This window comes from Paenibacillus sp. NPDC058177 (assembly GCF_042883835.1).
GTDB lineage: Bacteria > Bacillota > Bacilli > Paenibacillales > Paenibacillaceae > Paenibacillus_AQ > Paenibacillus_AQ agri.
Genome location: NZ_JBHVVB010000003.1, coordinates 687,089 through 699,930 on the forward strand (window position 1 = coordinate 687,089; position 12,842 = coordinate 699,930).

General features: G+C 45.2%; 14 protein-coding genes. 9 read left to right on the forward strand and 5 right to left on the reverse strand.

Annotated features, from left to right (window positions below; translation table 11 throughout):
* Positions 1-1,031: 1,031 nt before the first annotated feature.
* Positions 1,032-1,436: a P-loop NTPase family protein gene (locus ACFVU8_RS17010; protein ID WP_387428676.1), complete on the reverse strand. Its 405-nt coding sequence runs from the start codon at positions 1,434-1,436 to the stop codon at positions 1,032-1,034.
* Between the two features lie 141 nt (positions 1,437-1,577).
* On the reverse strand, positions 1,578-1,949 hold the full coding sequence (locus ACFVU8_RS17015; RefSeq protein ID WP_387428678.1) for a winged helix-turn-helix transcriptional regulator: 372 nt from the start codon (positions 1,947-1,949) through the stop codon (positions 1,578-1,580).
* A gap of 124 nt (positions 1,950-2,073) precedes the next feature.
* On the opposite strand from ACFVU8_RS17015, the gene ACFVU8_RS17020 reads away from it, so the two are divergent.
* The 7 genes from ACFVU8_RS17020 to ACFVU8_RS17050 all read left to right on the forward strand — a co-directional run bounded on the left by ACFVU8_RS17020 (position 2,074) and on the right by ACFVU8_RS17050 (position 8,427).
* A complete protein-coding gene (locus ACFVU8_RS17020) occupies positions 2,074-3,099 on the forward strand; it encodes a zinc-binding alcohol dehydrogenase family protein (RefSeq protein ID WP_387428680.1) in 1,026 nt (341 codons plus the stop codon).
* A 324-nt stretch (positions 3,100-3,423) separates the two neighbouring features.
* Complete coding sequence (locus ACFVU8_RS17025) at positions 3,424-4,005, forward strand: TetR/AcrR family transcriptional regulator (protein ID WP_175374027.1); 582 nt, start codon at positions 3,424-3,426, stop codon at positions 4,003-4,005.
* 54 nt (positions 4,006-4,059) lie between these two features.
* Positions 4,060-4,929, forward strand: a complete 870-nt coding sequence (locus ACFVU8_RS17030; RefSeq protein WP_175374026.1) for a transporter substrate-binding domain-containing protein — start codon at positions 4,060-4,062, stop codon at positions 4,927-4,929.
* A gap of 27 nt (positions 4,930-4,956) precedes the next feature.
* Positions 4,957-5,601: an amino acid ABC transporter permease gene (locus tag ACFVU8_RS17035; RefSeq protein WP_175374025.1), complete on the forward strand. Its 645-nt coding sequence runs from the start codon at positions 4,957-4,959 to the stop codon at positions 5,599-5,601.
* Positions 5,602-5,616: 15 nt separating this feature from the next.
* Entirely contained in the window at positions 5,617-6,384 is a 768-nt protein-coding gene (locus tag ACFVU8_RS17040; RefSeq protein ID WP_387428682.1) for an amino acid ABC transporter ATP-binding protein, read from the forward strand.
* A gap of 21 nt (positions 6,385-6,405) precedes the next feature.
* A complete protein-coding gene (locus ACFVU8_RS17045) occupies positions 6,406-7,617 on the forward strand; it encodes a M24 family metallopeptidase (RefSeq protein WP_387428685.1) in 1,212 nt (403 codons plus the stop codon).
* A gap of 168 nt (positions 7,618-7,785) precedes the next feature.
* Positions 7,786-8,427, forward strand: coding sequence for a class I SAM-dependent methyltransferase (locus tag ACFVU8_RS17050; protein WP_387428687.1), 642 nt, complete (start codon positions 7,786-7,788; stop codon positions 8,425-8,427).
* Between the two features lie 371 nt (positions 8,428-8,798).
* Here the strand turns inward: ACFVU8_RS17050 and ACFVU8_RS17055 are convergent, their stop codons facing one another.
* Complete coding sequence (locus tag ACFVU8_RS17055) at positions 8,799-9,428, reverse strand: histidine phosphatase family protein (RefSeq protein ID WP_387428689.1); 630 nt, start codon at positions 9,426-9,428, stop codon at positions 8,799-8,801.
* A gap of 200 nt (positions 9,429-9,628) precedes the next feature.
* Between ACFVU8_RS17055 and ACFVU8_RS17060 the strand changes: the two genes are divergently transcribed.
* Both ACFVU8_RS17060 and ACFVU8_RS17065 read left to right on the forward strand, forming a co-directional pair.
* On the forward strand, positions 9,629-10,390 hold the full coding sequence (locus ACFVU8_RS17060; protein WP_387428692.1) for an aminoglycoside adenylyltransferase domain-containing protein: 762 nt from the start codon (positions 9,629-9,631) through the stop codon (positions 10,388-10,390).
* 72 nt (positions 10,391-10,462) lie between these two features.
* The gene (locus tag ACFVU8_RS17065) at positions 10,463-11,335 is read left to right on the forward strand and encodes an effector binding domain-containing protein (protein ID WP_387428694.1); all 873 of its coding nucleotides are present in this window, start codon (positions 10,463-10,465) and stop codon (positions 11,333-11,335) included.
* A gap of 46 nt (positions 11,336-11,381) precedes the next feature.
* On the opposite strand, the gene ACFVU8_RS17070 is transcribed toward ACFVU8_RS17065, so the two are convergent.
* The gene (locus ACFVU8_RS17070) at positions 11,382-12,068 is read right to left on the reverse strand and encodes a CD3324 family protein (protein WP_387428697.1); all 687 of its coding nucleotides are present in this window, start codon (positions 12,066-12,068) and stop codon (positions 11,382-11,384) included.
* Between the two features lie 11 nt (positions 12,069-12,079).
* Positions 12,080-12,790: a hypothetical protein gene (locus ACFVU8_RS17075; protein ID WP_387428699.1), complete on the reverse strand. Its 711-nt coding sequence runs from the start codon at positions 12,788-12,790 to the stop codon at positions 12,080-12,082.
* Between the last annotated feature and the right edge of the window lie 52 nt (positions 12,791-12,842).

The window sequence follows — 12,842 nt, forward strand, 5'->3', positions numbered from 1 at the left end:
CTGAACCCGCCATTTCTTATTTTTCGTCCATGATCGCCTTCTTGAACAAATGATGAGCAAGCGATAACCGCCCGGCCTTCAGACGTGTAGAAGCGATTGAAGGCCGGGTGGAAATACTATAGTGACTGAATAACTGGAAATACTACCGTTAATTGTTCAGAAATCGCACATTTCGCAAAAATAACTGGAAAAACTCCTGTTATTCACTTGGTTTGGACTCTATTTTCACCGAAATGGAAGGATTAACTGGAAAAATTCCCTTTAATCCGAGAAAAACACTTAAAGAGACAGCGTTAACGGTATATTTTCCAGCTAAATCACGCACCGCAACATATTTTTAACTATATAAGACGAACAAAAGAAATTAACAAAAACCGAAGATGAGTGAACGGGTAAGGTTGGACTTGTAGGCACAAAACGCTCGCTTGAAAGCTTTCCATAGGAAAGCTAGCACCGGAACATAGATTGTCGACAGATTTCAACTACTAGAAGCGGTATATTCTCCTTCACCAGTCGTCTTAACAGTGAAAAAGAGAGGCCACCTCTCCAACTAAGAGCATTTTTGCACCTTATTTTTCATTATTATAGGTAAATTAGGTGAATAAGGGCATTATTGTATCTTATTTTCCGAAAAGCACGCTGTACGGGGTATTCTGGAAGATTTAAGGTACAATATTGCACTTAATCTCCAATAACCCTTAGCTGCAGAGGATTTAAGGTACGAAAATGCCGTTAATTACTCTTCGATCCTACCTTCTTATATAAGCTCTCTTATCGCTTGGCTATGTTTTGTTTTTTTAATGTGTTCTAAATAGCATGAAAAAGCCCTCTTTGCCTTTGCTGGTGTTGCACCTGTACCGTAAGGAGAGCTCTCCGTTTAAGATCAATGCCGTTTCATGGATTTTTGTTGCATACTATCTACTTGAAGGGACCGTTCACTTTCGAATAGCCCCTAAGATACAGACACCCTTAAAGGTACTTCAGAGCCAGTGGAACAGGTTGTTTTGCAACCTTCACTTTGGATTACTACCCTACTCTCTTTTACAGAACTGCTCGATTAATTCTAGATTATCATTCACCTGAATGATCTTATCCCTATAATTAGACTGAGCAATAAAGTGAGGCAGCTTCTTCAGATTGTATTCTCTGTTCCACGCTATAAGCCTCTGAACATCCTCTAGCGTCTCGCGTTTCTTACCAGGAACACTCCCAAAAATCCGCTCCTCATATCTCTTCCAAATTCTCGATTCTTGAACAGACAAGGGAGGCATCAGAACAACGATCTGGTCTGCAGCGGACAAACTTGGCTCTACCCATGATCTGTATACGCCCTCAATAATCCATGAGTCTTGGCTGACAATTTCTCTTAGCCTGTGATCTCGTTCAACCTCTGAAGCTTTTACCCCATAATCTGCGGATTCGTTATCCCAAAACAAATCGTCCAAATCATAGTGCGGAATATGGAGCTTTTGACTTAATAGCGAGGCTATATAGGATTTCCCGCTTCCTGAACCGCCGATAATATGGATTTTTATGATAATCGCCCCTATGTTATCGAGTAAAACTAACCGCCCACCTCAATACAATTCAGGCTCTTCTTCCACTACTTCATTATTCGCCCTCACCCGCTCTTCGTACAAGTATCCCCATTCTTTCATCATAAGGAGCATTGGCTCTAGCGTCCGTCCGAACTCCGTTAACGAATATTCTACCTTAGGCGGCACCTGATTATAGACCTTTCTTGATATGAGACCTTCCCGCTCCAGCTCCCTTAATTGCAAAGTAAGTGTATGGTGAGTTACTTGCGGATAAATCTTGCGAATCTCATTGAACCGCTTGGTCCCGCCAAGCAGAGAATATATAATGACGCCTTTCCATTTACCACCAATTACACCTAGGGTGGTTTCAACCGGACAGCGTGTACTTGAGGAGCTTATCACAGTATTCATCCCTTCTATAGTATCTAACTGGATACTTGGTATGCTATTTTTGCGTACTTTTTGTATATAACTTATTAAACTATACTAAAACAGTACAGCGCAATTCCATAAAAAAAGAAAGGATTGATCCCATATGCAAAACTCAAAATCCATGCGAGCCGTCGGATATTATGAGTATTTACCAATTACACATCCAGATAGTCTGTTAGACCTCGAAATTCCTGTCCCTACACCACAAGGCCATGATTTGCTTATCCGAATCGAAGCCATCGCTGTCAATCCTGCCGATACAGTCGTACGTCAATACAACCCAGCGACTGAAGGTCCTTATATTCTCGGATGGGACGCGTCAGGCGTCGTCGTTGAAGTGGGTCCTGAATGTACACTCTTCAAGCCAGGAGATGAAGTCTTCTATGCGGGTAGTGTGATTAGACCTGGAAACAATAGTGAATTTCATTTGGTGGACGAACGAATTGTAGGACGAAAGCCAAAGACGCTCGGCTTCGCAGAAGCTGCTTCATTGCCACTAACGACGATTACCGCTTGGGAGAGTTTGTTTGATCGTCTGGGGATTCCACATAATCCCGAAATCAACCGAAATAAATCCATTCTTATCATCGGAGCTGCCGGAGGCGTGGGCTCTATCACAGTTCAACTTGCCAAGCTGGCAGGACTCACTGTCATCGGCACAGCATCACGTCCAGAATCCGCAGAGTGGGTCAAAGAGCTTGGAGCCGAGATTGTGATTAATCATTACGAGGACTTCCTGCCCCAATTGCAGCAGCACGGATTGGATACCGTTGACTATATCTTTTGCCTGAACAAAGTAGACTGGAACCGTTTAACTCAGGTCATTGTTCCGCAGGGAAAAATCTGTTTCATCATTGATAATGATCCGCCTGTTGAACTGGGTCAATTTTTAGGCAAAAGCGTTACAGTGGTTTGGGAGAATATGTTCACTCGCTCGACTTTTCAAACGAAAGATATTACCGAACAGCATCATTTATTAAATCAGATGGCAGAGTTGGTCGACGAAGGAAAAATCCGGACTACAGTCACCGAGCGACTGTCCCCGATCAATGCCGCGAATCTCAAGCTCGCGCATGCCAAAATGGAAGCAAGAGGAGCTATCGGCAAGATTGTGCTGGAGCATTTTTAAAATAAAACACATGAGAAAGTCGACCGACGACCTAATTCGCCAGGCCGGCTTTTCACTTTCATTTTAGAAAAAAGGTTAGTACTACTCCCCCATCGGGCTTCATCCCCTCTTTCCTATCTGGATAACTTTTCTTCCCACAGGACAAGCTAATCCATAACCACTTTCACAGTTCGACAAAATCCGCATTTTATGCTTGACAGAAATCTAAAATTTAAATATAGTAAGCCCATCGGAATTAACCAACTGACTAATCAGTCGGGTTGAGAGGAGCGATGGAATCTGCCTGCTATAGAGGAACAAGATCAGGATCGCCGCCAGCAACTGATGGCCGCGGCACTAGACTTATTTGCCCGTAAGGGATATCACGGAACCAAAATTTCTGATGTGGTTAAGGCCACCGGAGTGTCGCAAGGCACGTTTTACTGGCATTTTAAAAGTAAGGAACAGCTCACGCTAGAGCTAATTGAAGATGGCAAAGAAAAGCTGATTCAGGTCATCCAGCAAGGTTACCGTAAGCATGCGGGTACGGTAGACGACATGGTGGGCTCATCTGCACGACTGCTTACAGATTTGTTCACTTTTGCACACCAGAACCGGGATTTGATGGCGCTGTTGCTAATGAAAGGCCAGGGCGCTGATCAACCGATCCGGGAAGCCGTCTCGCAGACCTGGGTTGCCTTTGAAGCAGCGTTCAAGAGTAATATCGAGCGGGCCGTAGAGCTGGGTATGTTGCCTGAAACAAACAACCTGGCACTGCGAGCTAACATTCTTGTCTGTTTAATTACCGGGGTGCTATCCAAGTGGCTGTTCGGGCCAATGCACGACGTTGATTACCAATCACCCTACTCCCCCGCTGCCATAGCCGAAGAAACCGCTAAATTCGAATTCCGGGGTTTGCTCGGATAACTTATAGCAAGATCGTGTATAACAACATCAAAGAGTGCCAAGGAGGCCATTGTAATGACAATCAAACTAAACAAGTTTTTAAAATCTGCTTCACTGCTGAGCGTGCTTGTGATCGCACTTGCAGGCTGCGGAACCAACAACACAGCGACGCCAGCTGCTACAGATGCCAATGCCGGCAACAAACCAGCTGAAACAGCAACCGCCGACAACTCACTTGAGCAGATCAAGAAAGCAGGCAAAATCAGAATCGGACTCATGGGCACCTATGCCCCATACAACTTCCTCAATGACAAGCATGAGATCGACGGCTTCGATGCGGACGTTGCCAAAGCTGTAGCCAAACGCATCGGCGTTGAAGCTGAATTCATCACTGGCGAATTTTCCGGGCTGATCGAAGGATTACAAAAGGACAAATACGACGCGCTCGTCAGCCAAGTCACCATCACAGATGACCGCAAAAAGACGATGGACTTCTCTACCCCTTACATCAAGAATGCCGTCAACGTAATCGTCAAAAGCGACAACACAACCATCAAAAGTCTTGAAGACTTCAAAGGTAAAAAGATCGGTGTCGGACTCGGCACGAACGATGAGAAATATTTGCGCGATGAAGCCATGCCGAAAGTCGGCAAGTTTGAAATTGCTACGTACAACGATGTGATCACCTCGCTCAAGGATCTGAACGTTGGCCGCATCGACGCTACAATCAATAACACTTTTGCCATCCAGCCACTGGTTGAGAAAAATCACTTCAACGTCAAGGCGGTCGGTGAGCCGATTAAAGAGGACTTTGCGGGTATCGCGATTCGCAAGAACAATCCGGAGCTGCTGGATGCCATTAATAAAGCGCTGGATGAAATGAAGACGGATGGGACATTCAAAGAGATTTTCCAAAAATGGTTTAAAGTCGATCCTAACATCTAATTAGTGTGAACGTGGAGGATGTACGGCATGGAACTGGTGTTACAGAACTTCCAATTTCTATTGACAGGCGCGTATTATACGCTGCTGATCACAATTGTCTCAATGTTCTTCGGCTTGATTATTGGGTTGCTCCTCGCCCTAGCCCGTCTCAAAGGAAATTGGCTGCTTAGCGGTCTGGCCAAAGGTTACGTGTCCATCGTTCGCGGCACTCCGATTCTGGTTCAGATTTTCATTATCTATTTCGGACTCCCCGACTACGGGATTACACTCGGGCCGCTCACTGCGGCCTTTATTTCGCTCAGCATCAACATCGGTGCTTACTTGTCCGAGACCTTCCGTGGTGCGATTCTATCTGTACCTAAGGGACAGACGGAAGCTGCGCAGTCACTAGGCTTAACGTCTTGGCAAACGATGCGGCGGGTTATACTGCCACAGGCAGCCCGGGTGGCGATTCCGCCGATGGGCAACACGTTTATCGGGATGCTCAAGGAGACATCGCTGGTGTCCGTCGTGACGGTAACCGAGCTTCTGCGCTCCGCTCAGCTGCTAATTGCACAGTATTATGTTGCTATGCCATTTTATATCGCTATTGCTATTATGTATTGGGTGATGAGTGTGTTCTTTTCATTCATTTTGAACCGTATCGAAAATCGTTTATCAAAAGCTTATTAAGGGCGTGTGATGTTCATGATCGAGGTTAAGCAACTCGGCAAAAGCTTCGGCGATCTCGTCGTATTCCGCGATATCCATCTACATATTCATCCCCGCGAAATCGTGGTGCTGGTCGGTCCCAGCGGCTCCGGCAAAAGCACACTGCTGCGCTGTCTGAACGGACTGGAGGAACCGGACGCGGGATCGGTTGTGATCGGAGATGCGTCATGGGACTTCTCGATGGATGTGGGCAGCAAGAAGCAAGCGATCCGGAAAATTCGCACTTCCACAGGTATGGTGTTCCAGTCGTTCAACCTGTTCCCCCATATGACTGTCCTGGAGAACGTCATTATGGCTCCGACGATTGTCAAAAAAATGAGCCGCACAGAGGCCGTCGAAATCGGAGAAGCGCTGCTGGCCAAAGTAGGGCTTCTGAACAAAAAGGATGAGTACCCTTCCCGTCTGTCCGGCGGACAGCAGCAGCGGGTTGCGATTGCCCGGGCACTCGCTATGCAGCCAGAAATCATGCTGTTCGACGAGCCGACATCCGCACTGGACCCGGAACTAACGGGCGAAGTGCTGGCCGTTATGAAGCAGTTAGCAGAGGAAGGCATGACCATGATCGTCGTCACTCATGAGATGAAGTTCGCACGGGAAGTGGCGAACCGGGTTATTTTTATGAGCGATGGTGTGATTCAGGAAGAAAGTACGCCAGAGCAATTTTTCAAACAGCCAAAGACAGAACGGGCACGCAAATTCTTGCGTCAGATCGAAGGCGTGCCAGACATAGAGTATCAAGTTTGATTCAAGGGAGTGAACAATGGGATGCCCAGCAAAGCAGAGCATTTGAAAGACGTCGCGGAACGGGCGCGGGCAATCATGGAAAAAGAAAATGTAGAAGCGCTCGTGGCGACAAGCTGTGAAAATTTCTACTACTTGTCCGGACACCCCAGCACGTTCATGTATACGCTGCGTATGAGCGAAGTCGCGCTGGCTGTCATGTTCCGTGATCCGAACCGGCCTACGGTCATCATCATGAACGAATTCGAAGCGGCCGGTGTTCCGGCTGACTTACCACAATGTGAGCTGCGTACGTACCCGACCTGGGTCGACGTCGACGATCCGCTCGGACTGCGCGGTGCCAAGTATGAAGGGCGACGGCCGGTGAACCACCAAGTGCAGGAGATGTTCGGACTGCTCGGGCAAGTGCTGGCGGAATATGGTGTAGACAGTGGCAGTATTGCTGTAGAGCTGAGCGCCATGCGCTATCCTGCTGTAACTGCGCTACGCGAAGCCATTCCCGGTCTACAACTGGCCGAAGCAGGCCCGATTCTTACCGGGCTGCGGTCGCTCAAGACACCTTGGGAAATCGCGCAATTGCGTAAGAGCTGCGAATACGCAGAGATCGGCATCACTCAGACGATTAAGGGGATTCGAGCTGGTCATTCGGCAAAAGAAATTGCTGATGCGTTCCGGCTCGCTTTGCTGACCCATGCGGACGGCTTCGAATCCCGTTTTCATATGATTTCGGTCGGAGATCACTTTGCGCCTGCACATGTTTTCGATACCCGTCCGAGCAAGCCAGGTGATCTCATCAAATTCGATGTCGGTGTCGACGTGGCCGGGTATGGCTCAGACATTGCACGCACCTTTGTGCTTGGCTCCCCATCGGATACAGTCACGCGCATCTATGGCGCACTACGGGCCGGACACGACCGGCTGCTGGAGATCATCGAACCCGGCCTGCCGATGAAAAATGCTTTTGATGAAGTGATGCCACTAATCCGCCGTTCCGGAATCCCGAATTATAATCGTGGGCATCTGGGACACAGCGCAGGATTAAGCCTTGCCGCCGAGGAAGCCCCCTTCCTCAGCCCATCGGAAGAAACTGTCTTCCGCCCGGGTATGGCCATCTGTCTGGAGACCCCTTACTACGGCTACGGCATCGGCTCAATCATGATCGAGGATATGGTGCTGGTGACAGACAACGGCTGTGAGCGGCTCAACAAGCTGTCGCGCGATTTGATATCGTTGTAACTGAACTTTGCTATAATGAACAAAAGGACAAAAGGCGCTCTTACAAGCTCTTTTGTCCTTTTCTTTTGCCTGCCCAGCCTCTGCTGTAATTATTCTAACATTTAACCTCAACAAGACATGGTATATTGTAAACGGATTCCAATTTAAATATTAAGGAGGTACTACCTAATGCAGGCTTACTGGGAAAAAAGATTTGAGAGTGAAGAAAACATTTGGGGCGATAAACCAAGTAACAGCGTCTACAAAGCTATTTCATTATTCAATCAAAATCATCTTAATAGAATTTTAGTTTCCGGAGCCGGGTATGGCAGAAATACAAAAGAGTTATCCAAACATTTTCATGTGGACGGGATTGAAATCTCCTCGCACGCGATTAGACTTGCTCAAGAATTTGATAGCACAACAACGTTCATTCATGACTCTGTGTTAGACCTCAAATTAGATGAGCAATATGAAGGGATATACTGCTATAATCTCCTTCACTTATTTATGCAAGAGGAGCGACACCTCATAGTAGATAACTGTAAAAAAGCGCTGAAAGACAACGGCATTGCCTTCTTCACCGTTTTTTCAGATAAGGATCATAGTAATAAACAAGGACTTGAAGTGGAGCCAGGTACATACGAATATAAACAAGACAAGATCGCTCACTTTTTTACCGAGCAAGATTTAAGAGAGCATTTTGTTCATTTCCAGATCATTGATTGCGGAGAGGTAAAAGAACAACTAAGCTACCACAATCAAAGTCACGCCTTCATTGATTTGAGATATATTGTGGTCAGGGCAAATAAATCTATCTATACGAAGTGAAATTATGATCCAAACACAAGATTTGGTGTCTCCCCGGTGAAGTCTGAGGCTTTAGGTCGCAATTGCCCATGTTCCAACTTTCTTCACGACGAAAAAAACTCGTATCCCCAACTAAGAGCATTTTCGTACCTTAATTCCCCTCAATCCACCCAAAATAGGAATATAAGAGCATTTATGTATCTTAATTTCCGAAAAATCCACTGAAGAAGATAATATGGAAGAATTAACATACAAAATTGCACTTAATTAGGAAATATTCTTAGCTGCAACCGATTTAAGGTACAAAAATGCCGCTATTTACTCTTTGGAAGGGATTAGTAGAAACTCCTTTTCAACTCAGGCAAGGATTGCTTTTAATGCGACCTATCAAACTAACTCTTCAACTCAAATAAATGTGAAGTATCATTAAAAATATGCAGTTCATGTTGTTGATAGCCATTTGTCTGCAAAAGTGAAATACTGCCCACCGAAGCCTTAAAGTGTGCTTTCTCCAACATATCGATGTTAAAGCCCATCCACCAAGCAATGATATAGCCTAATGTTCCGCCATGCGTCGCTATAATTAAATTTTTCTGTTCCGAATGAATGATTCGCTCCATACAATCACAGACGCGCAAATAAAATTCCCTCCAGGTCTCCCCGTCCTGAAACTCCTGATAATCGACGTGGAAGCCGCGTTCCCCCATAGGGTTTCTATTCGCTTTTGCCCATTCCTTTGTTTTGCCAATGGCAGCTCCAGTATTGATTTCCCGTAAGCCCGCCTCTTCAGTCACATTTAGTTCTAGATGCTTTCCAATAATATCTGCCGTTTGCTTGGCCCGCATTAAATCTGAAGCATACAAAACGTACTCATCTCTAGCTAGTTCACTCTTTAATTTTAGTCCAATCCGCTCAGCCTGCTTCTCCCCTAGTTCAGTCAGAGGCGTATCGGTCCAACCGCCCGACATATTGTTGATGTGATGCTCTGACTGGCAATGCTGAATAATATAAATCTTTCTCATCTTTAGTGCCCTCCCTATGGGTCAGTACAACATTTTTAACATAAATTGATAAAATCCTCAATCGAACCGTAAATAGAGAATGCCTACACTTTAACCCTTCTTGTTGTACCAATATTAATTATGTTTATTTTTTGCCTACTTCAGACTCAACTATTCTTTTACAATTATACTGGTTATTAGAATAGGGGGAGGCTATACAGGTGCAAGTGGTTTTAGACAGAATACAGTCATTATTTGCAGAAGAGTTGGGTGACAATTTAGTTGGGGTCTATTTGCATGGTTCTTTGGCGATGGGTTGTTTTAATCCTTCAAGGAGCGATATTGATGTATTGATTGTAGTAAAAGAAACAGTATCCCTCTTCTCCGCAAAACAGCTCTCACAAAGACTTCTATTCCTCCATGAGGAAATCGAAAATAGTGTTGAATGCAGCATCATTCTGGAGAAATATTTAATTGAGTTTGTGTATCCAACACCCTGCGAGTATCATTTCTCGGATTTCCATAGAGAGCAGTATCGGAATAACGAACATTATTTGTGTGGAGGGTATGAGGATAAGGACTTAGCCTCTCAAATAGCCGTAGCCTACCACAGAGGCAGGACTTTATACGGCAGGCCACTTGCAGAAAATTATCCACCGATTGATAGACAACACTATCTTGCCTCCATCCTGTACGACATTGAATGTGCATCCGAAGAGATTTTGGATAAACCAATGTATGTAACGTTAAATTTATGTAGAGTGCTTTATTTTATTAAGGAAGGCAAGATCTCCTCAAAGAAAGAAGGGGGGGCCTGGGGAACTGAGAACTTGCCAAGCAAGTACCAGCACCTGGTTCAAAATTATTTAGAGGAGTATGCAGGAGTGAGAGCAAATAAGAGTATAGCTCCATCCCAACTTTCGGAGTTTGCCGAATATATGCTGTTGGAAATACATCAGGAGCTCAACGGTGATCGAACATGATATTTTTGTGCAAGGAATGCAAGGCTCCTCTTCTTCCCGCACCCTATAATCAAACTTGAAAGGAGGATCTGAATGGATTGGATGGACCGCATGAACAGCGCAATGGAATATATCGAAACACACCTGTCTGAAGAAATTGATTACGATCAATTGGCGAAAATCGCTTGTTGCTCCACTTATCATTTCCAGCGGATGTTTCCGTTCATAACCAATGTGACGCTGTCAGAATACATCAGACGCAGACGGCTGACCCTTGCCGCATTCGAACTGCAACAAAGCGGTACGAAGGTGATCGACGTCGCTTTAAAGTATGGTTATGAGTCGCCTGAAGCCTTTTCCCGAGCGTTCAAAAAAATGCATAGCGTGATGCCAGTGTCTGCGCGTGACAAATGCGTTTCTTTAAAAGCCTTTCCACGATTATCCTTTCATATTTCGATACGAGGAGATGTGGAGATGAATTACAAGATTGAAGACAAACAGGACTTTGAAATGTTCGGTGTTTCGACTGTGATTAATGCCGATGGAGAGAATCCGTACATTGAAATCCCTGCTTTTTGGTCTAAGTGTGTATCTGATGGGAGCGTTGATCGTATTCGCGCTTCCGCAGGATTGGGAGAAAACAGCCAGATTCATGGGATATTATACAACAAGCTAGGAGAAGACTTCTCCTACATGATCGGTTACTTTTCACCTCAAGGTGACTTGCCGGAAGGGTTCGAAAAGCTGCAAATCCCTACACAAACCTATGCTATTTTCTCAACCGGCGTCTATCCAGATGGGCAAAGTAATATCCACGACCTCTGGAAGCGTATTTTTTCAGAATGGTTTCCGAATTCCAATTACGAAAACACGAACGCTCCCGAGTTTGAAATGACCTATGATCGTGGAAATAACATGTATGAAATGGAAATATGGATTCCTATCGTTAAGAAGCCCGTCTCTTAGAAAAAAAGGAGCAACACGAGTGCCTCCCACTTCGTGTCGCTCTTTTTTATTTGCAAAAAAACAATGCAGTTCCATAGTGCTTCATAAAACTTTTATAATCGGCATTCCCGTTTAACACAATAATGGTTGGATAAGCATTTACTTTGCGCTGCTTCAATAGGGCCAACAACTCTTTCTGTGCAATGCAATAAAATTTACCTGCTTCATATCGAATTAGCAGAGGGGGATGAGTCACTGCATCATCGATGATATGATCGTCTCCCCCACTCTCCACCCCGTCCCGCTGAATGAGCCGCAGTGGAAACTTGACAACACCGTAATACCGGGGTTTTTCCTCCTCGAAGTCATGCAAGATAGAAGCAGCGTTTCGGGTAAGCAGCAGATAACAGTGAATCCATTCTTCCAGCATCCCGGCATTCGAATACTGTACTGCCGATTCTAAAGTGGGAGCGTACGTGATGTGTAGGTCATTTTTCTTAGAATAGATGATTTTTTTAATGGAATCCAAGGATAAAAAGTATTCATCCGCAAGCTCCGACACTGTCACTCCATGACCATACTTGTTGCGAATCATGAGATTGCGCTTCTGCAAGGTCTCCCGGTAACCTGACGTTTCGCCCCAGGCTCTTTTTTCCTCCCCGGAGGGAATATACAGCAGCTTGCCTGCCGCATATTTCTGCAGTTCTTTGAGTAGCTCCGCCGGCAGTACATCGCCAGCATTTTCATATTTCATCTCATCACCATCTATATAGAGATAGCATCCATTCGGTCTTTCAATTCACTGATCGACTTCACAATCGAGCTGCAGGATTCCGTGTCATCAATAGATGCATGCCAGCGCAGGACATCGATTCCTTTATAATACGCCATACACAGGAATCTTTCCTTGTAATCCGGGATAACGATTCCCCTTTTCTTACTATATTCGGCCAACAATTCTGGAATTCTTAAGTATGGCTTATTCAAATCCATAATGGCAACATCCAATAGGAAATCGCAAATGCCGGACCGGCTCCAGTCAGGGAATCCCACTGTGGTCTGCCCATCTGTGATCATATTTTCAAAAAACGTATTATTATTGACCAAAAACCGCTGGCCTTCACAGTAAGAAATTCTTTTCTCCATTTCCTTAAAGTACATTTCGAAGAATTCGCGTTCCAAAACCGTTGTTTCGAACATCTCTCTCCAGTTCAGCCAATACCCCTCACGGTCGTCTGCAAAGTTATCGATTAGATAATCCCTGCAAGTTCCGTAGCCCACTTTGCATTCCTCGTCGAACTCCCCATAACCCTCTATACCCGAAATATCGGATGAGCTGATGTCAAATATCTTGTCAAAAAACAATTCGTAGTGATCCGCAAACTGCTGCGGGCTTAACTGATCTGCTATAAAACCGGCAGGTGTCATACTTACCTTTTCAGAAAGCATCAATTTAATGATGTTGTCCTTACTCATCTTTCATCTTCCTCTCTATGCTCAAATTATCTAAGCATCAGCTGCGCATCTG